This is a genomic window from Pseudomonas sp. NY11955 (genome assembly GCF_048068035.1).
Taxonomy (GTDB): domain Bacteria; phylum Pseudomonadota; class Gammaproteobacteria; order Pseudomonadales; family Pseudomonadaceae; genus Aquipseudomonas.
In genome coordinates, this window is sequence record NZ_JBLUPS010000005.1 from 304,710 (window position 1) to 330,689 (window position 25,980).

Consider the following 25,980-nt stretch of genomic DNA (forward strand, 5'->3'; position numbering starts at 1 on the left):
GCGGGAAGGGCTTACCTAGTGTCGCGCCATTGTTTATGGAAGGCCCCATGACTGACGACGATCGCATCAAACTCGAACCCAGCTGGAAAGCCGCATTGCGCGGCGAATTCGACCAGCCCTACATGCATCAGCTGCGCGAGTTCCTGCGTGGCGAGTACGCGGCCGGCAAGGAGATCTACCCGCCAGGGCCGCTGATCTTCAATGCGCTCAATTCGACACCGCTGGACCAGGTAAAGGTGGTCATTCTCGGCCAGGACCCCTACCACGGGCCGGGCCAGGCGCATGGCTTGTGCTTCTCGGTGCAACCGGGCGTGGCCACGCCACCGTCGCTGGTCAATATCTACAAAGAGCTGCAGCGCGACTTGAACATCCCGATCGCCAGCCACGGCTACCTGCAGAGCTGGGCCGAGCAGGGCGTGTTGCTGCTCAACACCACCATGACCGTGGAGCGTGCGAATGCGGCATCGCATGCCAAGAAGGGCTGGGAGTTCTTCACCGACCGCGTCATTCAGGTGGTCAGCGAGCAGTGTCCGAATGTGGTGTTCCTGCTGTGGGGCGCCCATGCGCAGAGCAAGCAGAAGCTGATCGATGGGACCAAGCACCTGGTGCTGAAGTCGGTGCACCCGTCGCCATTGTCGGCGTACCGTGGGTTCCTCGGCTGTGGGCATTTCAGCCGGACCAACAGCTTCCTCGAACAACGGGGCATGGCGCCGATCAACTGGGCGTTGCCGCCGCTGTGATGACCTGAAACACCGCGTCGCCTGTTTCGCGGGCTTGCCCGCTCCCACAGGTATGGGCTGCACAACCCTATGGGAGCGGGCAAGCTCGCGAAGCAGGCGACGCGGTTTATCAGTTATTGCTCAGAACGTGCATTCCACAAGCGGAACAACGGCTCCGCCAGAAACAGCACGAACAGCAAGCGCATCACCTGCAGCGCCGTCACCAACGGTACCGACAACTGCAGGGTCTCCGCCGTCAGGCTCATCTCGGCAATCCCTCCCGGCATCATCCCCAGTGTCAGCGAACGCAAGTCCAGCGCCGTCATTACACTCAGCACCCAGGCAGCGCTACCGGCAATCGCCATGCACAGCGCCGTGGCCAGCAGGGTACGCCCGAGAAACGACGGTGCGCGGCGGAAGAACGCACGGTTGAAGTGACAGGCCAGGCCGCTGCCGATCAGCCACTGGCCGATCTGGCTGGCACCGTTGGGCAGGGCGATTTGCAGGTTGCCAGCCAGGCTCACCGTGGCCGCTACCAGCAATGGCCCGAACAGCCAAGGGTTGGGTTGGCGCAAACGCTGCCAGAGCAACGCAACGGCAACGCCCAGCGGGGCAATCAGGGCCAACCAGCCCCAGCTCACGCTGCCGGTGTGGTTCAGCGGCACCCCGTCACCCAGCAAGAACTTGAACAGCGCCGGCACGCACAGCACCACTGCCAGCACACGCAAGCTCTGCGCTGCCGCCACCTGGCTGAGCACTGCGCCATTACGCGCCCCAAGGTTGACCATCTCCCCCGAACCGCCGGGCATGCTGGCAAAAAACGCTGTAGCGCGGTCTTCGCCGGTACGCCGCAGCAGCCACACACTGATCACGCTGGACAGGGTGGTGAACAACGCACCGAAGAAGATCAGCGCGAAATGGCTGGCCACTTGCTCGATCACCGCCGGCGTGAAGTGCAGGCCGATACCGATACCGATGATCCACTGCCCGCATTTGCGACCATTGGGGATTTCCGACAGCTGCCAGGGCGTCAGGCAGCGCACCAGGATGATCGCCAGCAATGAACCGACCATCCACGGCAAAGGCCAGCCGACCTTGCTGGCGGCAAAACCGCCAGCAAGGCCGACCAGCCCGGTCACGACAAACAGCGGCAACGAGCGATCAGGCATCGGCCAGGGCCCGGCGCTGCAGGCTGCGTTTGCGCCAGGTGCGCAGCAGCGGCAGGGCGAGCATCAGCACCACCAGCGCCCAGACGCCCATGCTGATCGGGCTCGACCAGAGGATGCCCAGTTCACCGTTGGAGATCGACAACGCCCGGCGCAGGTTCTGCTCCATCAGCCCGCCGAGGATGAAACCGAGCAGGATTGGCGACAGCGGGAAATCCAGCTTGCGCAGGATGTAGCCCATGATGCCGATGCCAACCATCAGGAACAGGTCGAAGGTGGTGGCATGCACGGCATACACGCCGATCGCGGTGATGATGGCGATCACCGGCACCAGCGCCCAGTTCGGCACGGCGAGGATGCGGGTGAAGATGCGGATCATCGGGATGTTGAGGATCACCAGCATGATGTTGGCGATGAACAGCGAGGCGATCAGGCCCCAGACGATGTCCGGCTGCTGTTCGAACAGCAGTGGGCCGGGGGTGATGTTGTACAGGGTCAGGGCACCGATCATCACGGCGGTGGTGCCAGAGCCTGGTACGCCCAGGGTCAGCATCGGTACCAAGGCGCCACAGCAGGACGCGCCAATGGCGGTTTCCGGCGCGGCCAGGCCACGGGCGTCGCCCTTGCCGAACTTGCCGCTTTCACCCGCCAGGCGTTTCTCGGTCATGTAGGCCACGGCGCTGGCCAACGTCGCGCCGGCGCCCGGCAGCACGCCCATGATGAAGCCGAGCAGGCCGCAACGGATGTTGACCACGAACACCGAGGCCGCTTCCTTGAGGTTGAACAGCATGCGGCCGGTGGCCTTGACCGCCTGGTGGCCATGGTGGGTCTTTTCCAGCAGCAGGAGGATTTCGCTGATGGAGAACAGGCCCAGCACCAGGACCACGAACTGAATGCCGTCGGCCAGGTGCACGCTATCACCGGTGAAGCGGTACACGCCGCTGTTGGCGTCGATGCCGACCGCCGACAGGAACAGGCCGATCAGCGCGGCGATGAAGGTTTTCAGGGGTTTGTCACCGGCCATGCCGCCCAGCGCGACGATGGCGAACACCATTAGCACGAAGTACTCCGCCGGGCCGAAGGCGATGGCCCATTTCGCCAGCAACGGGGCGAACAGCACCATGCCGCAGGTAGCGATGAAGGCGCCGATGAACGAGCTCCAGGCCGACAGCGACAGGGCCACGCCGGCCAGGCCCTGGCGGGCCATCGGGTAACCGTCGAGGGTGGTCATCACGGTCGAGGCTTCGCCGGGGATGTTCAGCAGGATCGAACTGATGCGCCCGCCGTATTCGCAGCCCAGGTACACCGCCGCCAACAGGATCAGTGCCGATTCCGGCGGCAGGCCGAGGGCAAAGGCGATAGGGATCAGCAGGGCCACGCCGTTGATCGGGCCAAGGCCCGGCAGCAGGCCGACCACGGTACCGATCAGGGTGCCGGAGAGGGCGGTGACCAGGTTGTAGGGGGACAGGGCAACGCCGAAGCCCTGGCCCAGGTAGCTCAAGGTATCCATGTGTCAGTTCTCCAGTACGCTCAGCAGGCCAAGGGGCAGGGGCACATCCATCACGCGGTCGAACAGCCAGTAGAGGAAGACGCTCATGCCGACCACCACGATGGCGCTGTGCAGCCAGCGGCCGCCATACAGGCGGGCCATGGGCAGGCCAACGAGGATGGCGCTGAGGATGAAGCCCAGGGGCTCGAAGGTGGCGGCGAAAACGATCAGCAGACCGACGCAGGCGGCGATCTTGGTCAGGGTCTCGCGGTCCAGTTCCGGCTCGTCGTCCTTGCGCACGATGGGCGTTGGACGAAATACCAGGTACAAAAGGCCCAGGCTCATCAGGCCGAGCATCAGCAGTGGGTAGGCGCGCGGACCTACCGGTTCATAGGAAAACGCTGCCTGGTAGGGCCAGGCCATCACGGCCAGGGCGGCGCACACCGCCAGCAGGGCCAGGGCGAATACACGTTGCAGGATCATTGGGGAATCCTCGTTCGTGAGAGTGGGCGTGTCGGGGCGTCGAACCGCCGCGAACACCGGCGACGCCGGTACCATGTACCGCAGTGCCTTCTTCGCGGGCACGCCCGCTCCCACAGGGAGCTGTGAAAGATCGTGGTTGGCTTACTGGATCAGGCCAAATTCCTTGGCCAGCGCCTTGTAGTCAGCCACTTGCTTCTTCACATAGCCGTCCAGCTCTTCGCCGGTCATGGCGAACGGGAACAGCTCGCGCTGGTCACGCAGTTGGGCGAAGTCTTGCGAGGCCAGCATCTTGTCGAACGAAGCCTTCCACCAGGCGTAGTCCTCGTCGCTCACCTTCGGCCCCAGGTAGAAGCCGCGCACCACCGGCCAGACGATGTCGTAGCCTTGCTCCTTGGCGGTAGGGATGTCTTTCATTTCCGGCTCGTCCAGGCGGTTTTCCGAGAACACCGCGAGGATGCGCATGTTGCCGCTCTGGATGTGCGGCATGGAGTCGGAGATGTCGGTCGAGCCAACCTGGATATGGCCGCCCAGCAGCGCCGTGGCGATTTCGCCACCGCCTTCCAGGGCCACGTAGCGCAGGTCGCGCGGGTTGATGCCGGCGGCCTTGGCAATCAACGCGGTCTGCATCCAGTCCTGGCTGCCGACGGTACCGCCCGAGCCGATCACCACCTTGCTCGGGTCTTTTTTCAACGCTGCGACCAGGTCATCGAGGGTTTTGTAGGGCGAGTCGCTTTTCACGGCAATGGCACCGTAGCTGGTGCCGACGGCCGCCAGCCATTTCACTGCGTTTTCGTCGAAACGGCCGAACTTGCCCTGGGCCAGGTTCAGCAGCGAGCCGCTGGACCAGGCCACCAGGGTGCCGGCGTCGGCTGGGCGCTGGGCGACCACGGCGTTGTAGGCCACCGCGCCGACACCGCCGGGCATGTAGGTGACGCGCATCGGCTTGCTGAGGATCTTCTCCTGCACCAGGGCGCTTTGCACCAGCTTGCAGGTCAGGTCGAAACCACCGCCGGGCGAGGCGGGGGCGATGCATTCGGGGCGTTTCGGTTCTGCCGCGAGGGCGTTGCCGGCCAGCAGCAGGCAGCCGGTAGCGAGGACGAGGCGGCGCAGTGAAAAGGTCATCGTCAATCTCCGTGAGCGTTGTTGTTATTGGATTACCGCTATGGGGTTACCACAGCGCCACGCTGTAGCTGACCAACAGCCTGACTTCGTCGGCATCGCGGGCGAAGTTGGAGCGGAAGGTGGCGTTGCGCAGGCGCACGGCGACGTTCTTCAACGGGCCGCTTTGTACCACGTACTTCAGTTCGGTGTTGCGTTCCCACTCTTTGCCTTCGCCGCCGGCCGCGCGGCTGACGTTGTCACCGCTGATGTAGCGGGTCATGAAGGTCAGGCCAGGCACGCCGAGCGCGGCGAAGTTGTAGTCGTAGCGCGCTTGCCAGGAGCGTTCGTCGGCACCGGCGAAGTCGTTGATCTGGACGAAGTTGACCAGGTAGGGGTCGGCGCCATCGACATAGGGGAAGGCACTGTCGCCCGACAGCTGCTGCCAGGCCGCGCTGACCTTGTGCCCGCCCAGGGCGTAGCTGAGCATGCCGTTGAAGGTGGTGTTGTCGATGTTGCCGGCCTTGGCGGCGCCGGCGTCGTCGCTCACGGCCAGGCGCAGGTCGGCACCGAAGGTGCCTGGGCCCCATGGTTGGGTGGCGACCATGCCGATGAAGTGCTGGCGGTAGATGTCGTCGAGCTGGGCGAAGTGGTAGCTGCCGGTGATGCGGTCGGTGAACTGGTAGTCAAGCCCGCCCAGGGCCAGGTTGTCGGCGCTGAAGGTGCCACCGAAGCGGCCGTTCTTGTTGTTCAGCGCCAGGTCTTCCCAGTTGGTGTCGTTGCGGTCCTTGGCCTTGTCCAGGCGGCCACCGGTGAAGGTCAGGCCTTTGATTTCCTTGGAGGTGAGCAGGCCGCCCTCGAAGGTTTGCGGCAGGATGCGCCCGTCGTTGGGCTGCAGCGTAGGCAGCTCGGGGATCAGGGTGCCGATCTTGAGCTCGGTCTGGGAGATCTTCACCTTGCCGGTCAGGCCCAGCTTGGAATACTCGTCGGCTGCCTTGCCGTCATCGTGGGTCGGCAGCAGGCCGGTGTCGGTGCGGTCGGGGCTGGAGTCGAGCTTGATGCCGAGCATGCCCAATGCGTCCAGGCCAAAGCCCACGGTGCCATCGGTGTAGCCGGATTCGAAGTTGAGAATGAAGCCCTGGGCCCATTCGTCGCGCTTGGATTGCTGCGCGCTGGTGCCGTCACGGAAGTCGCGGTTGAAGTACATGTTGCGGGTTTCGAAGCTGGCCGTGCTGTCTTCGAAGAAAGCGGCCTGGCTCATCGGGGCGACACCGGCAAGCGCAAGGGCGCTGGCGATGGCCGAGGGGCGTGCGGCAAAGGAACGGGTAGGCGCGAACGCCTGCGGTTGCGATGACAGCATCGTCGATGACTCCGTTTATTGTTCTTATTCGTTGCACCTTGCTGGTGCTTTTTTCGGCGCGAAGAGCGACCGTGGTGCGATGCTAGGCAACCAACCTTTCGCTAACCTTTCAGCGTGAAAGGTTTGTTACAAGGGGCTTCACAGGCTGGGCGACAGCGGTACACTCCGCGCCACCGCCCCACCCGAGCAGGGAGAATCCGATGCGTGTGCTGCTGGTCGAAGACCACCTGCAACTGGCCGAAAGTGTGGCCCTGGCCTTGAAAAGCCACGGCCTGACCGTGGATGTGCTGCATGACGGCGTGGCTGCCGACTTGGCCCTGGCCAGCGAGGAATACGCCGTGGCCGTGTTGGACGTTGGCTTGCCGCGCATGGACGGCTTCGAGGTGCTGGCGCGCCTGCGCGGTCGTGGCAAGACCTTGCCGGTGCTGATGTTGACTGCGCGCAGTGACGTCAAGGACCGTGTCCACGGTCTGAATTTGGGCGCTGACGACTACCTGGCCAAGCCGTTCGAGCTGACCGAGCTGGAAGCCAGGGTCAAGGCCTTGCTGCGCCGCAGTGTGCTCGGTGGCGAGCACCAGCAGCGCTGTGGGCCGCTGGTATACGACCTGGACACCCGGCGCTTCACCCTGGGTGGCGATAACCTGGCCCTGACCTCGCGCGAACAAAACGTGCTGCAAGCGCTGATCGCCCGTCCGGGGCGGGTGATGAGCAAAGAGCAGTTGGCTGCCCAGGTGTTCGGGCTGGACGAAGAGGCCAGCCCCGATGCCATCGAAATCTACATCCACCGGCTGCGCAAGAAACTCGACGGCCACCCGGTGGCTATCGTCACCTTCCGTGGCCTGGGCTACCTGCTCGAGCACCGCGATGCGTGACAACGGCAGCCTGCGCGGGCGCTTGCTGGGCAACCTGGCCTTGCTGCTGGTGGTGCTGATGCTGGCCAGCGGCCTGAGTGCCTACTGGAACGGCCGCGAAGCCGCCGACACCGCCTACGATCGCACCTTGCTGGCCTCGGCGCGAACCATCGCCGCAGGCCTGTCGCAACGCGATGGTTCGTTGAGCGCGGATGTGCCCTACGTAGCCCTGGACACGTTCGCCTACGACAGTGCCGGGCGCATCTACTACCAGGTGCTGGATATCAAGCAGCGGCTGATTTCCGGCTACGAGAACCTGCCGCCACCGCCGCCCGGCACGCCGCGCACCGACGACTACCCGGCATTGGCGCGGTTCTACAACGCCACTTATCTGGGCCAGGACGTGCGCGTGGTCAGCCTGCTGAAGCCGGTAAGCGAGCCGAACATGAACGGCATGGCGGAAATCCGCGTGGCCGAAACCGAGGAAGCGCGGGTGCGCATGGCCCGAGGGTTGATGGCCGATACCCTGCTGCGCCTGGGCATGCTGGCACTGGGGGCGTTGGTGATGGTGTGGTTTGCCGTGAGTGCCGCGTTGCGACCGCTGGAGCGCCTGCGCACCGCGGTGGAAGAGCGTCAGCCAGACGACCTGCGGGCCTTGCCGGTGGTGCAGGTGCAGCGTGAGCTGAGCCCGTTGGTGCGGGCCTTGAACCACTTTACCGAGCGTTTGCGTGGCCAGTTCGAGCGCCAGGCGCAATTCATTGCCGACGCCGCCCACGAACTGCGTACGCCGCTGGCGGCGCTAAAGGCACGGGTCGAGTTGGGCTTGCGCTCGTCCGAGCCGCAGGTGTGGCGGCAGACCTTGGAATCTGCGGCCCAGGGCACCGACAGGCTGACCCACCTGGCGAACCAGCTGCTGTCGTTGGCGCGGGTCGAGAATGGCGCGCGGGCGATTGCCGAAGGCGGCGCGCAGCGTCTGGATCTGAGCCAGCTGGCCCGTGAGCTGGGCATGGCCATGGCGCCCCTGGCGCACAAGCGCGGTGTGGCGCTGGCGCTGGAGGCCGAGGCGCCGGTGTGGCTCAAGGGTGAGCCGACACTGCTCAACGAGCTGTTGAGCAACCTGGTGGACAATGCCCTGGCGCATACGCCCGCGGGGGGCAATGTGATTTTGCGGGTAATGGCGCCGGCGGTGCTGGAAGTGGAAGACGACGGGCCAGGTATTCCCGAGGCCGAACGCGAGCGGGTGTTCGAGCGGTTCTATCGCCGCAGTGCCCAGGGCAGTGGGCTTGGGTTGGCGATTGTTGGCGAAATCTGCCGGGCCCATCTGGCGCAGGTCAGCCTGCATGATGGCGAGAAGGGCGGGTTGCGGGTGCGGGTGAGTTTTATCGCAGATTGATGATCCTGCCAGGGCCTCTTCGTGGGTAAACCCGCTCCCGCTGGACTACGCGACACCCGCAAAGAGGCCGGAACAGGCCCGCACCGGTCAGCGCAACATGCTCCGCGCCTCAAGCAATTCATCCACCTCCAGCTCGGTGCCAAACGGCAGCCCCAGATGGCGGTACGCCGGCAGTGCCGCCAACGGCCGGTGGCGGCCGCGCTGGCTGATACAGCGGGCGATCTGCACGATGTCGATGTAGTCGACCTTGTCGGTTTGCCGGTCCAGGTCCTGAACCTGGCTCGGCAGGTTGACCAACTGCTCCGGAAACTCCCAGGCCTTGAGAATCTTGTCCCCCAGCACTGGCTGGATCTGCTCGATCACGTAATGCAGGCAAACCGGGTCGGACAGCAGTTCGTTGTGCTCTTCGGCATAGATGAGCACTGGCAATGCACCAATCTGGTTGACCAGCCCGCCCAAGGTGGCCTGGTCAGGCTTGAGATGTGTAAAGCGGCGGCATATTTCGTAGCTGATGCCTGCCACTTCCAGGCTATTGGCCCAGATATCGCGCAGTTTCTGTTCGACTGCCGGCGCACGGGCATGGAAAATCTGCTCGATCACCAGGCCGATGGCCAGGTTGCAGCTGTAGTTGATACCCAGCCGTGTGATGGCGGTGTGCAGGTCGGTAACCTCGACTGCCGCACGCAGCAGCGGGCTGTTGACGACCTTGATCAGGCGCGCTGATAGGGCCGCATCGCGACCGATGACCTTGCTCAGGGCCGCTACGCTGATCTCGCTGTCTTCCGCTGCCTCGCGGATGCTCAAGGCAACCTCGGGCAGGGTTGGCAGGACCAGGTCATCCTTTTCGATGGCGTCGAGCAATTGTGCTTGAACCATCTCGGCCAGCTTGTTCATGGGCATGTCTACCGCAGTGGTGGTGCGGCCCCGCCACAGGAGCGGGGCAGGCTGGTCAGCGCTGGATTTCCCGGTCGCGGTCCAGTTCGTAAGGCAGGGTCAGCACCCGCAGGCGCGGGCCTTCGAGGCTGCCCAGATGCAGGTTGTCGTCTTCCACCGCGTCGGCGCTGAGCACCGCGAGCAGTTCGCAGCCTGCGCCGTTGCCGGCAGCAATGACCACCTCACCGACCGAGGATGCATGGGTGGGCGAAAAAATCTCGGCACCCGGGGCCGGAATGGCCTGCTGCTCCAGTGCCAGGCGGTACTGGCGGCGTTTGAGTTTGCCCAGGTACTGCATGCGGGCAACGATTTCCTGGCCGGTGTAGCAGCCTTTCTTGAAGCTGACGCCATCGACAGCCTGCAGGTTGATCATCTGCGGAATGAACAGCTCACGGGTCGGCCCCATGACCTGGCCGATACCGGCGCGAATCTGCCCCAGCAGCCAGTCGTTGACACTGCCCTTGGGCAGGGCTGCGGCGAGTGCCTGACGTACAGGCTCGGCGTCGGCCGCCGGCACCCACAGCTCCACGCGGCCAGCGGACACGGCAATGGCGATCAGCCCTTCGTGGCGCACCGTGCCGCCGGCGGCTGCGGGCACGACGAGCCCGAGCGCCTGCAGCGCAGCGTCGCCACCTTGCAGGCCGAAACGCGCCCACGCGGTGCTTTCGTCGGTCAGCGTGGCCTTGGAGAACACGGCGTATTTTTTCAGGTCGGCCAATTGCGCGTCGAGCAGTTCGCTGGCCATGGCCAGCAGGTAGCCGTTGCCTTCGGGCAGGATACGGAAGCTCGACTGCATGCGCCCTTTGACCATGCAGCGCGCGCCGAGGCTGGCGTGTTCCTGGCTGAGGTAGTTGATGTTGCAGGTCAGCTGGCCTTGCAGGAACTTGCCTGCATCGGAGCCGCGGACGGCGAGGATGCCCTCGTGGGACAGGGGGCAGAAGAAAGCGGAATCGGCCATGGGTCATCGCGGTGGCTAAAGACTGGCGGCCATCATAGAACGCCAGTAACAAAATAGGTAGGTGACTAGACCAACGCCCGGTGTCGCTTCGCGCGCCTGGCTGTATACTGGCGAGCCATTCGAGGAGGGCCCCATGGTCGAACAAACTGAACTCAACCGGCTTTTCTGGCACAGCCGCCGTGGCATGCTGGAACTGGACGTACTGCTGGTGCCTTTCACCCAGGAAGTCTACCCCACCCTCAACGATGCCGATCGCGAGTTGTACGTGCGTCTGTTGAGCTGCGAGGATCAGGACATGTTCGGCTGGTTCATGGAGCGCACCGAGTCCGAAGACCCGGAGCTGCAGCGCATGGTTCGCATCATTCTGGACCGTGTCCAGCCCAAGTGAGTGCTTCGAGTGCCGTTGGCAAGGCTCGCGCCTGCTGCTGACGGCCTACCTGGCCTGCCAGGCAGTGGCTTGGCTTGCCGTATGGGCGAGCTCGCTGCCTGGGTGGTTGGCCCTTTCTGTTATCGCCGCCTGTATTGCCCACGCTGGCTGGGCCATTCCCCGACGTATTCTGTTGACCCATGAGCATGCCGTTGTTGGCCTGCGCCGTGATGTGCGCGGCTGGCAGGCGTTCAGCCGTGCCCAGGGTTGGCAGCCCGTGCGGCTGTGTCGGGATAGCGTGGCGTTGCCGGCGCTGGTGGTGGTGCGCTTTGAGCGGGTGGGGCGGTGGTTGGGGCAGAGCCAGTGTGTACCGCGGGATGCGCTGGGGGCGGATGAGCATCGGCGCTTGCGGGTGCGGTTGAAGTTCAGCCGGCGGCGCTGGGCTGAGGTGGGAATGGGGCAGGGCTGAGAAGTGTTCGACGTGGCGGGGGCAGTGCCTGTGAGATCGAGCGCCGCCCGCGCGGCGCTTCGCGGCACAAGGCCGCTCCCACATTTGTTGCAACGTGGCCATGCCTGTGGGAGAGGCGTTGTCAGCCTTGGTGCAAGGCTTGAGGCAGGTGGGGCGGCAGTGATGCCAACCCAGAAATCCAGCCCGCCCACCCAGGCGGGCAACCATGGCCTGACAGGTTCGGCACGTTGCAACAAATGTAGGAGCGGCCTTGTGCCGCGAAGCGCCGCGCGGGCGGCGCTCGATCTTGCAGGCAATGCAAATGTCAGATCGGACACTCGATCTCACAGGCAATGCAAATGTCAGATCGGACACTCGATCTCACAGGCACTGCAAATGTCAGACCGGACTAAGAACGGTGTCCTTGGCCTCGTCCAACATCCCCGGATAATCCAGGGTGTAATGCAACCCACGGCTTTCCTTGCGCTGCATGGCTGACTGGATCATCAGCTCGGCCACCTGCGCCAGGTTGCGCAATTCGATCAGGTCACGGCTGACTTTGTAGTTGCTGTAGAACTCGTCGATTTCATCCAGCAGCAAGCGAATGCGGTGCTGAGCCCGTTGCAGGCGCTTGCTGGTGCGCACGATGCCGACGTAGTCCCACATGAACCGCCGCAATTCGTCCCAGTTGTGCGCAATGATCACGTCCTCGTCCGAGTCGGTGACCTGGCTGGCATCCCAACCAGGCAGCGCCTTGGGCATGGCCACTTGCTCCAGATGCGCCTCGATGTCGGCAGCGGCAGCGCGGCCATAGACGAAACATTCCAGCAGCGAGTTGCTGGCCATGCGGTTGGCGCCGTGCAGGCCGGTGAAACTGGTTTCGCCGATGGCATACAAGCCCGGCACGTCGGTGTGGCCGCGGTCGTCGACCATCACCCCGCCGCAGGTGTAGTGCGCCGCAGGGACCACCGGGATGGGCTGGCGGGTGATGTCGATGCCAAAGGCCAGGCAGCGCTCGTACACGGTAGGGAAGTGGCTCTTGATGAAGTCGGCCGGCTTATGGGTGATGTCCAGGTACACGCAGTCCACGCCCAGGCGCTTCATCTCGTGGTCGATGGCGCGGGCCACGATGTCGCGCGGGGCCAGCTCTTCGCGTGGGTCGAAGCGTGGCATGAAGCGTTCGCCGTTGGGCAGGCGCAGCAGAGCGCCTTCGCCACGCAGGGCTTCGGTGACCAGGAAGCTCTTGGCCTGCGGGTGGTACAGGCAGGTTGGGTGGAACTGGTTGAATTCCAGGTTCGCCACCCGACAACCGGCGCGCCAGGCCATGGCGATACCGTCGCCGCAGGCGCCGTCTGGGTTGCTGGTATAGAGGTAGACCTTGGCCGCACCGCCAGTGGCCAGCACGGTGAAGCGCGCGCCGAAGGTGTCTACCTCGCCGGTGTTGCGGTCGAGCACGTAGGCGCCCAGGCAACGTTCGCCGGGCAGTCCCAGGCGTCGCTCGGTGATCAGGTCGACCGCCACGCGCTGCTCCAGCAGCTGGATGTTCGGGCGCTGGCGAGCCTGCTCCAGTAGCGTCGTGAAAATGGCCGCGCCAGTGGCGTCGGCGGCATGGATGATACGCCGGTGGCTATGGCCGCCTTCACGGGTGAGGTGGAACTCGAAGCCGCCATCGTCGACGCTGTAGTGCTCGTCGCGAGTAAAGGGCACGCCTTGCTCGATCAGCCACTGGATGGCTTCACGGCTGTGCTCGACGGTAAAGCGTACCGCCTCTTCATGGCATAGGCCGCCGCCGGCATTGAGGGTGTCCTCGACATGCGACTGGACGGTATCGGTGTTGTCCAGCACCGCCGCGACGCCGCCCTGGGCCCAAAAGGTCGAGCCGTTGGCCAGGTCGCCTTTGCTGAGCACGGCAACGCGCAGGTGGCTGGGGAGGTTAAGTGCCAGGCTGAGACCGGCGGCACCGCTGCCGATCACCAGGACATCATGTTGGAATTGTTGGCTCATGTCGGGACACTAGTAATCTTTGGAAGGGGCGCGGCACAATAGTCACGCGCAGATGGCATTGTGAAACTATCGTTAAACGTGGCCGGGATGCCTTTATAGCAGCCCCGGGTGGCCAATTTCCATGCCACTTGCCAGGTCGCGACAACCTTTATGGGAACTTTCCGACATGGCCGGAAATCCTATGAAGGCTGCCCGCACGCCACAATTTGCCGCGGCGACGCAGGGCGGCAGGCCTGTCCGGGCTGTCCCTGCGTATTCGAAACCTGATTATCGACGTTGCCGGCCGTGACCGCGCCGCGTCTTCCGTGCAAGCCGACCAAGGGCTGCAGGAAACTTGCTTGGAGGGGAGAACTTTTGCGCAAAGCCCGAGTCTATGTTTGCAAGCCTGAACGATGGCTGTTGCAACGCTCCTTCGAGTTCACTGAGGAGTGTTCATGCTAACCCAGGAAGAGGATCAGCAGCTTGTCGAGCGCGTGCAGCGCGGTGACAGGCGAGCGTTCGATCTGTTGGTGCTGAAGTATCAGCACAAGATTCTCGGGTTGATCGTGCGGTTCGTTCACGATACCCACGAGGCCCAGGATGTGGCGCAGGAAGCCTTTATCAAGGCCTACCGTGCGCTTGGCAACTTTCGCGGCGACAGTGCGTTCTATACGTGGCTGTACCGCATCGCCATCAACACGGCGAAGAACTACCTGGTGTCCCGTGGAAGACGGCCGCCAGACAGCGATGTGAGCTCCGAGGATGCGGAGTTTTACGACGGCGATCATGGTCTCAAGGATCTCGAGTCCCCAGAGCGCTCGTTGTTGCGGGATGAAATCGAAGGCACTGTCCATCGCACCATCCAGCAACTGCCCGAAGACCTGCGTACGGCATTGACCCTGCGCGAGTTCGACGGACTGAGTTACGAAGACATTGCCAGTGTCATGCAATGTCCGGTGGGTACCGTGCGCTCTCGAATCTTCCGCGCTCGGGAGGCCATAGACAAAGCCCTGCAGCCGTTGTTGCAGGAAACCTGAGACAGCGGCGACAGCCAAGAGAGGAACCGCCATGAGTCGTGAAGCTTTGCAGGAATCGCTGTCCGCGGTGATGGATAACGAAGCGGACGAACTGGAACTGCGTCGGGTGTTGAACGCCGTCGACGATGCCGAAACCCGTGCCACCTGGTCGCGTTACCAGGTTGCCCGCGCAGCCATGCACAAGGAGTTGCTGCTGCCCAACCTGGATATCGCCTCGGCGGTTTCTGCCGCGCTGGCCGACGAAGCCGTGCCCGCCAAGGTCAAGAAAGGCCCATGGCGCAGCATTGGCCGCCTGGCGGTAGCGGCCTCGGTTACCGTAGCGGTGCTGGCCGGTGTACGCATGTACAACCAGGACGAGATCACTGGCGCCGAGCTGGCTGCCCAGCAGCCTGTCCAGCAGGGCTTGAGCGTGCCACAAGCACAGGGCCCGGCTGTTTTGGCAGGCTATAGTGAGAGCAGTGAGCAACCGACCGGGCCAATGGCCAACGGCGTGCTGCAGAACCAGGCCGGTTGGGACCAGCGTCTGCCAGGTTACCTGCGCCAGCATGCCCAGGAATCCGCGCTCAAGGGCACTGAAACCGCATTGCCGTATGCCCGCGCCGCCAGCCTGGAAAACCGTTAAGTAAGGAGGATCATGCGCGCGCTACCTCTCCTGTCGCTGCTGATTGGCAGCTGCATGACGGTGCCAGCATTGGCGGCCAATTCTTCGCCTGAGGCGACCGAGTGGCTGAACAAGCTGGCACAGGCCGAGCAAAAACAGAGCTATCAAGGCTCTTTCGTCTACGAACGCAACGGCAGCTTCTCCTCCCACGATATCTGGCACAGGGTCGAGGACGGCAAGGTCAGCGAGCGGCTGTTGCAGCTCGATGGCGCCGCCCAGGAAATCGTGCGTGTGGATGGCAAGGTGGAGTGCGTCAGCGGGGCCTTGGTCAGCGGCGTGACGGCGCCGCCGGATACCGCGCCGCGTGTGCTTGATCCGCTGAAACTGATGGGCTGGTACGATTTGAGTGTGGCAGGCAAGTCACGGGTCGCCGGGCGCGACGCCGTGATCGTCACGCTCACACCGCGCGACCAGCACCGCTACGCTTTCGAATTGCATCTGGACCGTAACACCGGCCTGCCGCTGCGCTCGTTGATGCTCAACGACAAGGGGCAGTTGCTGGAGCGCTTCCAGATGACTCGCCTCGATACCGATGAATTGCCAAGTGATGCTGACTTGCGCCCCAGTGCCGCCTGCAAGCCGGTGCAGCATGTGGCGTCCGCCAGCGCTGACACGGTCGCCGGCTGGCGTTCGGACTGGCTGCCGCCTGGTTTCGAGCTGGTCAACAGCTCGGTGCGCCGCGATGTCAAGCGCAATAGCTCGGTCAGCAGCCTGATGTATGACGATGGCCTGGCGCGTTTCTCGGTGTTCCTCGAACAGGTCAACGATGACGGCGGCACCGACATGCGCACCCAGCTGGGCCCTACTTCCGCAGTCTCGCGTCGTCTGAATACGCCCAAGGGCAAAGTGATGGTGACCGTGGTCGGCGAAATTCCGCTGGGTACGGCCGAGCGCGTCGCGCTGTCGATGCGCCCTCAGGATGCCCAGGCACGTCAGTGACGGCGTGCTTTTGCGGGCAATGCCAAGGCAGGTGGACATACGGCTGAAATGAAATTAAAGCATTGTCATTTGCAATCCTTCGGCAAATTTTCTATAGGTCAGGCTTCTTGGAGCCTGGCCTTTCCTGCTTTGCGCAGGGGTCTTTCTAAACTACCGCTCGTTGTGACGGGAGCCGTATGTCAATACCACGCTTGAAATCCTACCTAACGATGTTCGCCGCCGTGCTGATGCTCGGCCAGGTGCTCACCGCCCAGGCCGAGGAAGCCCTGCCGGACTTCACCACCCTGGTCGAGCAGGCCTCGCCGGCGGTGGTCAACATCAGTACCAAGCAGAAACTGCCGGACCGCCGTATCGCCGCCGGTCAGATGCCGGACCTGGAAGGCCTGCCGCCGATGTTCCGCGAGTTCTTCGAGCGCAACATGCCGCAGCAACCGCGCTCGCCGCGCGGTGACCGCCAGCGCGAAGCGCAGTCGCTGGGCTCGGGCTTCATCATTTCCAGCGATGGCTACGTGCTGACCAACAACCACGTGGTCGCCGACGCCGACGAGATCATCGTCCGCCTGTCGGACCGCAGCGAGCTGCAGGCCAAACTGGTCGGCACCGACCCACGTACCGACGTGGCGTTGCTGAAGGTCGAGGGCAAGAACCTGCCGACCGTGAAGCTGGGCGATTCCGAAAAGCTCAAGGTGGGCGAGTGGGTACTGGCCATCGGTTCGCCGTTCGGCTTCGACCATTCGGTGACCAAAGGTATCGTCAGCGCCAAGGGCCGTACCCTGCCTAATGACACCTACGTACCGTTCATCCAGACCGACGTGGCCATCAACCCGGGTAACTCCGGCGGCCCGCTGTTCAACATGAAAGGCGAAGTAGTGGGTATCAACTCGCAGATCTTCACCCGTTCCGGCGGTTTCATGGGCCTGTCGTTCGCCATCCCGATCGACGTGGCGATCGATGTCTCCAACCAGCTGAAGAAAGACGGCAAGGTCAGCCGCGGCTGGCTGGGCGTGGTGATTCAGGAGGTCAACAAGGACCTGGCTGAATCCTTCGGCCTGGACAAACCTGCCGGTGCCCTGGTGGCCCAGGTGCTGGAGAATGGTCCGGCTGCCAAGGGCGGCCTGCAGGTGGGTGACGTGATCCTCAGCATGAACGGCCAGCCGATCGTGATGTCGGCCGACCTGCCGCACCTGGTCGGCGGCCTCAAGGATGGCGAGAAGGCCAAGCTGGAAATCATCCGCAACGGCAAACGCCAGAACCTGGACATCAGCGTGGGCGCGCTGCCGGATGACGATGCCGACATCGGTACGGGTGCCGAAGGCAGCGCCGAGCGCAGCAGCAACCGCCTGGGCGTATCGGTAGCCGACTTGACCGCCGAGCAGAAAAAGTCCCTGGAGCTCAAAGGTGGCGTGGTCATCAAGGAAGTCCAGGATGGCCCTGCAGCCATGATCGGCCTGCGTCCGGGTGATGTCATCAGCCACCTGAACAACCAGGCCATCGGTTCGGCCAAGGAATTCACCGAAATCGCCAAGGAATTGCCGAAGAACCGTTCGGTGTCGATGCGCGTACTGCGTCAGGGCCGTGCCAGCTTCATCACCTTCAAGCTTGCCGAATAAGCGGCTTGGCTAGAAAAAGGGCAGCTTCGGCTGCCCTTTTTCATGAATCTTCACAATTGCGCGGAGGATTGCTGTGTACAGTCGGGCAGAGGAATCTCCCATAACCCAGCAGCTTAAGGTACAATTCCCGGCTATTTTTCGGCGGGCGTCCGGCTCGCAGCCTTTTCGAGTGTTGACCCGTGAGTGATTTGAGTCATATCCGCAATTTCTCCATCATCGCCCACATCGACCATGGCAAGTCGACGCTGGCCGACCGTTTCATCCAGATGTGCGGTGGCCTGTCGGCACGCGAAATGGAAGCCCAGGTGCTCGATTCCATGGACCTGGAGCGTGAGCGCGGTATCACCATCAAGGCCCACAGCGTCACGCTTCACTACAAGGCGCAAGACGGCAAGACCTATCAGCTGAACTTCATCGACACCCCCGGTCACGTCGACTTCACCTACGAAGTCTCCCGTTCGCTGGCGGCTTGTGAAGGCGCACTGCTGGTGGTCGATGCCGGCCAGGGCGTTGAAGCCCAGTCCGTCGCCAACTGCTACACCGCCATCGAGCAGGGCCTGGAGGTCATGCCGGTCCTCAACAAGATGGACCTGCCCCAGGCCGACCCGGATCGCGTCAAGGACGAGATCGAGAAGATCATCGGTATCGACGCCACCGATGCCGTGGCCTGTAGCGCCAAGAGCGGCATGGGCGTGGACGAGGTGCTCGAGCGCCTGGTGCAATCCATCCCCGCGCCGGAAGGTGAAATCGATGCACCGCTGCAAGCGCTGATCATCGACTCCTGGTTCGACAACTACCTGGGTGTGGTCTCGCTGGTACGCGTGCGTCAGGGCCGTGTCAAGAAAGGCGACAAGATCCTGGTCAAGTCCACCGGCAAGGTGCACCTGGTCGACAGCGTCGGTGTATTCACCCCGAAACACACCCAGACCGCTGATCTGAAGGCCGGTGAAGTGGGCTTCATCATCGCCAGCATCAAGGACATCCACGGTGCGCCGGTTGGTGACACCTTGACGCTGTCCTCGACCCCTGAGGTCGAAGTGTTGCCAGGTTTCAAGAAGATCCAGCCGCAGGTTTACGCTGGCCTGTTCCCAGTCAGCTCCGACGACTTCGAGGACTTCCGCGATGCGCTGCAGAAGCTGACCTTGAACGACTCGTCGCTGCAGTACATGCCGGAAAGCTCCGACGCCCTGGGCTTTGGCTTCCGTTGCGGCTTCTTGGGCATGCTGCACATGGAGATCATCCAGGAGCGCCTGGAGCGCGAGTACGACCTGGACCTGATCACCACCGCACCTAGCGTGATCTACGAGTTGGAGCTGAAAACCGGCGAGACCATCGTCGTCGACAACCCCTCCAAGCTGCCGGACGTCTCGGCTGTGGCCGACTTCCGCGAGCCGATCGTCACCGCGACCATCCTGGTGCCGCAGGAGCACTTGGGTAACGTCATCACCCTGTGCATCGAGAAGCGTGGCGTGCAGCGCGACATGCAGTTCCTCGGCAGCCAAGTGCAAGTGCGTTACGACATGCCGATGAACGAAGTGGTGCTCGACTTCTTCGACCGCCTCAAGTCCACCAGCCGCGGCTATGCTTCGCTGGACTATCATTTCGATCGCTACCAGTCGGCCAACCTGGTCAAGCTGGACGTACTGATCAACGGCGACAAGGTCGATGCCCTGGCATTGATCGTGCACCGCGACAACGCGGCCTACAAGGGCCGTGCATTGACCGAAAAGATGAAGGAACTGATCCCTCGGCAGATGTTCGACGTGGCGATCCAGGCAGCCATTGGTGGCCAGATCATTGCGCGGACAACCGTCAAGGCGCTCAGAAAGAACGTACTGGCCAAGTGCTATGGCGGTGACGTCAGCCGTAAGAAGAAGCTGCTGGAGAAGCAGAAGGCCGGTAAGAAACGCATGAAACAGGTGGGCAACGTGGAGATTCCACAAGAAGCCTTCCTCGCCGTGCTCAGGTTGGATAGCTAGGTCCTATGTCGCTAAATTTCCCGCTGTTGCTAGTCATCGCCGTCTTCGTCTGCGGTCTGCTGGGCTTGATCGACCTGCTGTTCCTGGCCCCGCGCCGGCGTGCGGCAATCGCCAACTATCAGGGCAGCGTCAGCCAGCCCGAGATGGCGGTGGTCGAACGCTTGAACAAGGAGCCGTTGCTGGTCGAGTACGGCAAGTCGTTCTTCCCGGTGCTGTTCATCGTGCTGGTGCTGCGTTCGTTCCTGGTCGAGCCGTTCCAGATCCCTTCGGGATCGATGAAACCGACCCTGGAAGTGGGCGACTTCATCCTGGTGAACAAGTTCTCGTACGGCATTCGCCTGCCGGTGATCGACAAGAAGGTCATCGAGGTCGGTGACCCGCAGCGCGGCGATGTGATGGTGTTCCGCTACCCGAGCGACCCGAACGTCAACTACATCAAGCGAGTAGTCGGCCTGCCGGGCGACGTGGTGCGCTACACCAACGACAAGCGGCTGTTCGTCAACGGCCAGCCGATTGCCGAACAACTGGTGGGCAGCGAGCCGGGTACCCTGGGCAGCGCCCAGCTGTACAAGGAAAAGCTCGGCGAGGCCGAACACCTGATCCGCAAGGAAATGAGCCGTTATCGCATGCCGCCGGACCAGCAGTGGACCGTGCCGGCAGGCCATTACTTCATGATGGGCGACAACCGCGACAACTCCAACGACAGCCGTTTCTGGGATGACCCGAACATTCCCAAGGAACTGCACGGCATGGTTCCTGACCGGAACATTGTCGGCAAGGCCTTCGCGGTGTGGATGAGCTGGCCAGAGCCCAAACTCAGCCACCTGCCCAACCTGTCGCGGGTCGGCCTGATCCATTGATACCCATCGGCGCTGTCCAGCAGACAGCGCCGAATGCATTTCTGACATAGGCTGTGTTCTCAGGGATCGGGAGATTCGCCGCACATCGCGCGGCGCACCACAGCCAAACAGTCTTTCAGGATGTTGATTTGAACAACGCGTTGAACAACGAACGGGTGGCCGCATGAGTGCTTCCCTTGCCCGTCTGGAGCGAAAGCTCGGTTACACCTTCAAGAACCAGGACCAGATGCTCCTGGCGCTGACCCATCGCAGTTACGCCGGGCGCAACAATGAACGCCTGGAGTTCCTCGGTGACGCCATTCTCAACTTCGTTGCCGGCGAAGCGCTGTTCGAGCGTTTTCCACAGGCCCGCGAAGGCCAGTTGTCGCGCCTACGTGCGCGCTTGGTCAAAGGCGAGACCTTGGCCCGCCTGGCCCGTGGCTTTGACCTGGGCGAGTACCTGCGCCTGGGTTCGGGCGAGCTCAAAAGCGGCGGTTTTCGCCGTGAGTCGATCCTGGCCGACGCCCTGGAGGCACTGATTGGTGCCATCTACCTGGACGCCGACATGGAAACGGCCCGCGAGCGCGTACTGGCGTGGTTGGCCGATGAATTCGAAGGCTTGACCCTGGTCGACACCAACAAAGATCCGAAAACCCGCCTGCAAGAGTTCCTGCAGTCGCGCAGCTGTGAGCTGCCGCGCTACGAAGTCGTGGATATCCAGGGTGAACCGCACTGCCGCACCTTCTTCGTCGAATGCGAAGTGGTGCTGCTGAACAACAAGAGCCGTGGTCAGGGCGTTAGCCGGCGTATTGCCGAGCAAGTCGCCGCCGCGTCTGCACTGATCGCCCTGGGCGTGGAGAATGGCAATGACTGATAGCAACCCGACCCGCTGCGGCTACGTAGCCATTGTCGGCCGCCCCAACGTCGGCAAGTCGACCCTGCTCAACCACATCCTCGGCCAGAAGCTGGCGATTACCTCGCGCAAGCCGCAGACCACCCGCCACAACATGCTCGGCATCAAGACCGAAGGTGATGTGCAGGCTATCTACGTCGATACCCCCGGTATGCACAAGGCCAACGACAAGGCCCTGAACCGCTACATGAACCGTAACGCCTCGGCGGCCCTGAAGGACGTCGACGTGGTGATCTTCGTGGTCGACCGCACCAAGTGGACCGACGAGGACCAACTGGTTCTGGAGCGTGTGCAGTACGTCACCGGCCCGCTGATCATTGCGGTCAACAAGACCGACCGCATGGAAGAGAAGGCCGAGCTGATTCCGCACCTGCAGTGGCTGCAGGAGCAACTGCCGAACGCCGAGGTGATGCCGATTTCTGCGCAGCAGGGGCACAACCTGGAGGCGCTGGAAGCCCAGATCGCCAAATACCTGCCGGAAAACGATCACTTCTTCCCGGAAGACCAGATCACTGACCGTAGCAGCCGCTTCCTGGCCGCCGAGCTGGTGCGCGAGAAGATCATGCGCCAGTTGGGGGCGGAGTTGCCGTACCAGATCACCGTGGAGATCGAGGAGTTCAAGCAGCAGGGCCATGTGCTGCACATTCACGCGCTGATCCTGGTTGAACGCGACGGCCAGAAGAAAATCATCATTGGCGACAAGGGCGAGCGCATCAAGCGCATCGGCTCCGAGGCACGCAAGGACATGGAAGTGCTGTTCGATTCCAAGGTCATGCTCAACCTGTGGGTCAAGGTGAAAGGCGGCTGGTCCGACGACGAGCGCGCCCTGCGTTCGCTGGGCTACGGCGACCTGTAAGTTACCTCAGCGGACGGGCCTTCCTGTGGGAGCGGGCGTGCCCGCGAATGCGATAGTGGACTCACTGACGCTTTCGCGGGCACGCCCGCTCCCACACGTACATCTGGCCCCCAAGAGATAGTGCATGGACCAACCCACCCCCCAGCCAGCCTACGTGCTGCACAGCCGTGCCTACAAGGAAACCAGTGCGCTGGTGGACTTCTTCACCCCGCACGGCCGCATGCGTGCCGTGTTACGCCGCGCGCGCGGCAAGGGCGGCAGCCTGGTGCGGCCGTTCGTGCCGCTGGAGGTAGAGCTGCGCGGGCGTGGCGAGCTGAAGAACGTCGGGCGTATGGACAGCGCTGGCATTGCCGCTTGGCTGCACGGCGATGCCTTGTTCAGCGGGCTGTACCTCAACGAGCTGCTGATGCGCCTGTTGCCTGCCGAAGCGCCGTTCCCAGCCCTGTTCGAGCACTACACCTTGACCTTGCAGGCCCTGGCCGGCGGGCGCCCGCTTGAACCACTGCTGCGCTCGTTCGAATGGCGGCTGCTGGATGAACTTGGCTATGCGTTTTCCTTGAACCATGACGTTAACGACCAGCCTGTCGCCGCCGACGGCCTGTACCGGTTGCGCGTGGACGCCGGGCTGGAGCGGGTCGAGCTGGCGCAGCCCGGCCTGTTCCGCGGTACCGAACTGCAGGCCTTGGCCGAAGCCGACTGGGACGCCCCGGGTGCCTTGCTGGCTGCCAAGCGCCTGATGCGTCAGGCACTGGCAGTTCACCTGGGAGCAAAACCGCTGGTCAGCCGGGAACTGTTTCGCAAGCGTTGATCACGACGTATGCTGTGGGGCTCAATCTTCAGGAGAGCCTTTCGTGACTCACAGCAACCGCATGCTTCTTGGCGTAAACATCGACCACGTGGCGACCCTGCGCCAGGCCCGTGGCACGCGTTACCCTGACCCGGTCAAGGCTGCCCTGGACGCCGAGGAAGCAGGCGCCGATGGCATCACCGTGCACCTGCGCGAAGACCGCCGACACATCCAGGAGCGTGACGTGGTGCTGCTCAAGGATGTGCTGCAGACGCGCATGAACTTCGAGATGGGCGTCACCGAAGAAATGATGGCCTTCGCCGAGAAGATTCGCCCGGCGCACATCTGCCTGGTACCCGAAACCCGCCAGGAACTGACCACCGAAGGTGGCCTGGACGTGGCAGGGCAGGAAGCGCGTATCAAGGCTGCGGTGGAGCGCCTGGCGCGTACAGGTGCCGAGGTGTCGCTGTTCATCGATGCCGACGAGCGGCAGATCGAAGCCTCGCGCCGGGTTGGCGCGCCCGCCATCGAGCTGCACACCGGCCGTTATGCCGATGCGCAAACCCCGACCGAAGTGGCTGAAGAACTCAAGCGTATCGTCGATGGTGTGGCGTTTGGCGTGGGCCAGGGGCTGATCGTCAATGCGGGCCACGGGCTGCACTACCACAACGTCGAGGCGGTGGCGGCGATCAAGGGTATCAATGAACTGAACATCGGCCATGCGCTGGTGGCGCATGCCCTGTTCGTTGGCTTCAAGGCTGCCGTGGCGGAGATGAAAGCCCTGATCGTGGCGGCTTCACGCTGATTGGTCGCCTGACCCGGCCTCTTCGCGGGTTTACCCGCGAAAGGGCCGGTACAGGCAGCCGATTACTCGGCAGGAAACACCAGAGTGAAGCGGGTAGGGCCAAGGGGGTTGCTGCTCACTTCAACCCGCCCGCCATGCAACTGCATGATTGATTTGACGATCGCCAGCCCCAACCCGGTCCCGCCCTCCAGCCGCGAGCGCCCCGAGCCCACCCGGTAAAAGCGTTCGAACAAGCGCGACTGGTGTTCTGCAGCAATACCAGGCCCTTGATTCTCTACTGCCAGCCGTACTTCGCTGCCCGAGCGTTCGATGCACAGTTCGACAGGCTCACCCTCTGGGCTGTGGCGAATGGCATTGCTCAGCAGGTTCGACAGTGCTCGCTGAAACATCAGTCGGTCACCCAGCACTGTTCCCCAGCCCTGAACACGCAGTTCAACGGCTTTGAGCTCGGCACTGAAGGCAAACAGCTCGACCACGCGCGCGGTTTCGTCAGCCAACGCCAAGGGTTTCAACGCAACTTGCGTCTGTGGCTGGCTGACCTGGGCGAGAAACAGCATGTCGTTGATGATTCGGTTGAGCCGGGTGAGCTCTTCGATGCTGTCTTCCAGCACTTCCCGATAGTTCGCGTTGTCCCGCTCGCGGGCCAGTGTCACCTGCGCCTTGCCCATCAGGTTGCTCAACGGCGTGCGCAGTTCATGGGCCAGGTCGTCGGAGAACTGCGACAGCTGGCTGACACCCTGGTCGAGGCGGTCGAGCATCACGTTGATGCTGCCGGCCAGTTCCGCCAGCTCCTGCGGCAAGCCGCTAGCGGGCAGGCGGTGTTGCAGGTCCTGGGCCGATACCTGCCCGGCAATGCGCCGGAAGTGCCGCAACGGCTTCAGGCCACGCTGCATCAGCCACCAGGCGCCCGCACCAATCAGGACCAACAGCAGCGGCAACGCCAGCAAGGTAGAGTGCAGGTAGGCCTGCAGCAGGGCGTTGTCGTCGGCGCGGTTGAGCGACATCATCACCTTGACCGGGGTGTTGTCGCGCAAGCGCATCAGCCGTGAAGCAGTGAGGATCTGGTTACCGCTGCTGTCGCGCCATGCGTGAAAGGTCAGGCGGGCATCGGTGTGCAGCTCGCCGACGCGCGACTCCAGGGCCGGGCCGAGGCTGAGCAGGTGCGGGTGGCGGCCTTCCAGGGCCAGCACGCTCAGGCTCAGGTTGTCATGCCCCATCACCAGGTCGAGTAATGGATGGGCGCGGGTGCCCAGGTCCTCGCTGCGCAGGTCGACGCGCAGGTTGTGCTCGACCTGCAGCATCTTGCGCGCCAGGTCCTTGCGCGCGCGGCTGTCCAGTTCGTGATCCAGGGCGAATACGGCCAGGCAGGCCAGCAGCAGCACCAGGGCGGCGCCCATCAGGGTGACGCTCAGGCCCAGGCGTAGTGACAGGCTGGGGTTTTTCAAACGCGCGCCTCAAGTACATAGCCTACGCCACGCAGGGTATGAATCAGCTTGTCGTCGAACGGGTCGTCGATCTTGGCCCGCAGGCGCCGGATCGAAACCTCGACCACGTTGGTGTCGCAATCGAAGTTCATGTCCCACACCAGCGAGATGATCTGCGTGCGCGACAGCACTTCGCCCGTCTGGCGCATCAGCAGGTGCAACAGGGCGAACTCCTTGGCGGTCAGGTCGATGCGCTGCCCGGCGCGGTAGGCACGGTGGCGGCCGGGGTCCAGCTCAAGGTCGGCGACGCGCAGGGTGCTGGGCTGCAGTTGCTGGTCGTTGCGGCGCAGCAGGCTGCGGATGCGCGCCAGTAGCTCAGGGAACTCGAAAGGCTTGAGCAGGTAGTCGTCGGCGCCCAGGTCCAAGCCTTTGACCCGGTCGGCCAGGCGGCCATGGGCGGTAAGCATCATGATGCGCGTGGCTGACTCGGCACGCAGCCGCTGCAGCACGGTCCAGCCATCGAGTTCGGGCAGGTTGACGTCGAGGATGACCAGGTCGTAGGGCTGTTGGCGGGCCAGGTGCAGGCCGTCGGTGCCCGTGTGGGCACAGTCGACCACGTAGCCGTTTTCGCGCAGGCCCTGTTGCAGGTAATCGGCGGTACGCAGCTCGTCCTCGATGATCAATAGGCGCATGGGGGGGCTCGGTGTAATGAAAGGGGGCGATTCTCGACCCTGTAGTGACATCAGGGTCAAGGGGCAGGATGTTACGGCATGAGAAAGCGCCTGCGGTGCAGATAACGGATTTGTAATGCTGGTGTTATCTGGCTGTCTGTCAGGCCACATTGCAGGACTGTAATCCCCGCCTCACCTTGCCGTTAGCTAG

At 63.3% G+C, this 25,980-nt stretch carries 25 protein-coding genes; 15 read left to right on the forward strand and 10 right to left on the reverse strand.

What is annotated here, in order from left to right:
- The first annotated feature begins 47 nt into the window (after window positions 1–47).
- Window positions 48–740 carry a uracil-DNA glycosylase gene (gene ung / locus ACNFBR_RS12290; protein WP_012273947.1) on the forward strand — a complete coding sequence of 231 codons (693 nt, stop codon included), beginning with the start codon at window positions 48–50 and terminating at the stop codon, window positions 738–740.
- Between the two features lie 113 nt (window positions 741–853).
- Here ung and ACNFBR_RS12295 read toward each other — a convergent pair whose 3' ends face one another.
- From ACNFBR_RS12295 to ACNFBR_RS12315, 5 genes are all read right to left on the reverse strand, one after another.
- Entirely contained in the window at window positions 854–1,888 is a 1,035-nt protein-coding gene (locus tag ACNFBR_RS12295) for an AbrB family transcriptional regulator (protein ID WP_416735150.1), read from the reverse strand.
- Complete coding sequence (locus ACNFBR_RS12300; protein ID WP_416735151.1) at window positions 1,881–3,395, reverse strand: tripartite tricarboxylate transporter permease; 1,515 nt, start codon at window positions 3,393–3,395, stop codon at window positions 1,881–1,883. Before ACNFBR_RS12300 ends, ACNFBR_RS12295 begins: the two co-directional genes overlap by 8 nt.
- Before the next feature lie 3 nt (window positions 3,396–3,398).
- Window positions 3,399–3,857 carry a tripartite tricarboxylate transporter TctB family protein gene (locus ACNFBR_RS12305; protein WP_416735152.1) on the reverse strand — a complete coding sequence of 153 codons (459 nt, stop codon included), beginning with the start codon at window positions 3,855–3,857 and terminating at the stop codon, window positions 3,399–3,401.
- 141 nt (window positions 3,858–3,998) lie between these two features.
- Window positions 3,999–4,979, reverse strand: a complete 981-nt coding sequence (locus ACNFBR_RS12310) for a Bug family tripartite tricarboxylate transporter substrate binding protein (RefSeq protein WP_086977956.1) — start codon at window positions 4,977–4,979, stop codon at window positions 3,999–4,001.
- Window positions 4,980–5,025: 46 nt separating this feature from the next.
- Entirely contained in the window at window positions 5,026–6,315 is a 1,290-nt protein-coding gene (locus tag ACNFBR_RS12315) for an OprD family porin (RefSeq protein WP_416735153.1), read from the reverse strand.
- A 200-nt stretch (window positions 6,316–6,515) separates the two neighbouring features.
- Here ACNFBR_RS12315 and ACNFBR_RS12320 point away from each other — a divergent pair, with 200 nt between their 5' ends.
- Both ACNFBR_RS12320 and ACNFBR_RS12325 read left to right on the forward strand, forming a co-directional pair.
- A complete protein-coding gene (locus ACNFBR_RS12320) occupies window positions 6,516–7,187 on the forward strand; it encodes a response regulator (protein ID WP_416735154.1) in 672 nt (223 codons plus the stop codon).
- Window positions 7,180–8,559 carry a sensor histidine kinase gene (locus ACNFBR_RS12325; protein WP_416735155.1) on the forward strand — a complete coding sequence of 460 codons (1,380 nt, stop codon included), beginning with the start codon at window positions 7,180–7,182 and terminating at the stop codon, window positions 8,557–8,559. The genes ACNFBR_RS12320 and ACNFBR_RS12325 overlap by 8 nt, the downstream gene beginning before the upstream one ends.
- Before the next feature lie 87 nt (window positions 8,560–8,646).
- Here the strand turns inward: ACNFBR_RS12325 and ACNFBR_RS12330 are convergent, their stop codons facing one another.
- Both ACNFBR_RS12330 and ACNFBR_RS12335 read right to left on the reverse strand, forming a co-directional pair.
- The gene (locus ACNFBR_RS12330; RefSeq protein ID WP_416735156.1) at window positions 8,647–9,453 is read right to left on the reverse strand and encodes an HDOD domain-containing protein; all 807 of its coding nucleotides are present in this window, start codon (window positions 9,451–9,453) and stop codon (window positions 8,647–8,649) included.
- Between the two features lie 55 nt (window positions 9,454–9,508).
- Window positions 9,509–10,450 carry a YgfZ/GcvT domain-containing protein gene (locus ACNFBR_RS12335; RefSeq protein WP_416735157.1) on the reverse strand — a complete coding sequence of 314 codons (942 nt, stop codon included), beginning with the start codon at window positions 10,448–10,450 and terminating at the stop codon, window positions 9,509–9,511.
- A gap of 133 nt (window positions 10,451–10,583) precedes the next feature.
- Here ACNFBR_RS12335 and ACNFBR_RS12340 point away from each other — a divergent pair, with 133 nt between their 5' ends.
- Both ACNFBR_RS12340 and ACNFBR_RS12345 read left to right on the forward strand, forming a co-directional pair.
- Entirely contained in the window at window positions 10,584–10,838 is a 255-nt protein-coding gene (locus tag ACNFBR_RS12340; RefSeq protein WP_391132098.1) for a succinate dehydrogenase assembly factor 2, read from the forward strand.
- A complete protein-coding gene (locus ACNFBR_RS12345) occupies window positions 10,822–11,286 on the forward strand; it encodes a protein YgfX (protein ID WP_416735158.1) in 465 nt (154 codons plus the stop codon). The genes ACNFBR_RS12340 and ACNFBR_RS12345 overlap by 17 nt, the downstream gene beginning before the upstream one ends.
- A gap of 378 nt (window positions 11,287–11,664) precedes the next feature.
- Here the strand turns inward: ACNFBR_RS12345 and nadB are convergent, their stop codons facing one another.
- Window positions 11,665–13,269 (reverse strand): L-aspartate oxidase, encoded by a 1,605-nt coding sequence (nadB, locus tag ACNFBR_RS12350; RefSeq protein WP_416735159.1) that lies wholly within the window; start codon window positions 13,267–13,269, stop codon window positions 11,665–11,667.
- Between the two features lie 434 nt (window positions 13,270–13,703).
- On the opposite strand from nadB, the gene rpoE reads away from it, so the two are divergent.
- The 10 genes from rpoE (at window position 13,704) to pdxJ (ending at window position 23,674) form a co-directional block, all read left to right on the forward strand.
- Window positions 13,704–14,285 (forward strand): RNA polymerase sigma factor RpoE, encoded by a 582-nt coding sequence (gene rpoE / locus ACNFBR_RS12355; RefSeq protein WP_003252049.1) that lies wholly within the window; start codon window positions 13,704–13,706, stop codon window positions 14,283–14,285.
- Window positions 14,286–14,316: 31 nt separating this feature from the next.
- Window positions 14,317–14,907 (forward strand): sigma-E factor negative regulatory protein, encoded by a 591-nt coding sequence (locus tag ACNFBR_RS12360; protein WP_003252050.1) that lies wholly within the window; start codon window positions 14,317–14,319, stop codon window positions 14,905–14,907.
- Between the two features lie 12 nt (window positions 14,908–14,919).
- Window positions 14,920–15,885 carry a MucB/RseB C-terminal domain-containing protein gene (locus ACNFBR_RS12365; protein WP_416735160.1) on the forward strand — a complete coding sequence of 322 codons (966 nt, stop codon included), beginning with the start codon at window positions 14,920–14,922 and terminating at the stop codon, window positions 15,883–15,885.
- A 209-nt stretch (window positions 15,886–16,094) separates the two neighbouring features.
- The gene (locus ACNFBR_RS12370; protein WP_416735257.1) at window positions 16,095–17,495 is read left to right on the forward strand and encodes a DegQ family serine endoprotease; all 1,401 of its coding nucleotides are present in this window, start codon (window positions 16,095–16,097) and stop codon (window positions 17,493–17,495) included.
- Window positions 17,496–17,674: 179 nt separating this feature from the next.
- Complete coding sequence (lepA, locus tag ACNFBR_RS12375) at window positions 17,675–19,474, forward strand: translation elongation factor 4 (protein ID WP_401347338.1); 1,800 nt, start codon at window positions 17,675–17,677, stop codon at window positions 19,472–19,474.
- Between the two features lie 5 nt (window positions 19,475–19,479).
- Window positions 19,480–20,334 carry a signal peptidase I gene (gene lepB, locus ACNFBR_RS12380; RefSeq protein ID WP_012273928.1) on the forward strand — a complete coding sequence of 285 codons (855 nt, stop codon included), beginning with the start codon at window positions 19,480–19,482 and terminating at the stop codon, window positions 20,332–20,334.
- Window positions 20,335–20,497: 163 nt separating this feature from the next.
- Window positions 20,498–21,187, forward strand: coding sequence for a ribonuclease III (rnc, locus tag ACNFBR_RS12385; RefSeq protein WP_016713699.1), 690 nt, complete (start codon window positions 20,498–20,500; stop codon window positions 21,185–21,187).
- A complete protein-coding gene (gene era / locus ACNFBR_RS12390; protein ID WP_233690150.1) occupies window positions 21,180–22,082 on the forward strand; it encodes a GTPase Era in 903 nt (300 codons plus the stop codon). Before rnc ends, era begins: the two co-directional genes overlap by 8 nt.
- Window positions 22,083–22,206: 124 nt before the next feature.
- On the forward strand, window positions 22,207–22,890 hold the full coding sequence (gene recO / locus ACNFBR_RS12395; protein ID WP_416735161.1) for a DNA repair protein RecO: 684 nt from the start codon (window positions 22,207–22,209) through the stop codon (window positions 22,888–22,890).
- Between the two features lie 61 nt (window positions 22,891–22,951).
- Entirely contained in the window at window positions 22,952–23,674 is a 723-nt protein-coding gene (pdxJ, locus tag ACNFBR_RS12400) for a pyridoxine 5'-phosphate synthase (RefSeq protein WP_371113220.1), read from the forward strand.
- Between the two features lie 62 nt (window positions 23,675–23,736).
- Here the strand turns inward: pdxJ and ACNFBR_RS12405 are convergent, their stop codons facing one another.
- The gene (locus ACNFBR_RS12405; protein WP_416735162.1) at window positions 23,737–25,119 is read right to left on the reverse strand and encodes a heavy metal sensor histidine kinase; all 1,383 of its coding nucleotides are present in this window, start codon (window positions 25,117–25,119) and stop codon (window positions 23,737–23,739) included.
- On the reverse strand, window positions 25,116–25,790 hold the full coding sequence (locus ACNFBR_RS12410) for a heavy metal response regulator transcription factor (RefSeq protein WP_416735163.1): 675 nt from the start codon (window positions 25,788–25,790) through the stop codon (window positions 25,116–25,118). The genes ACNFBR_RS12405 and ACNFBR_RS12410 overlap by 4 nt, the downstream gene beginning before the upstream one ends.
- Window positions 25,791–25,980 lie beyond the last annotated feature (190 nt).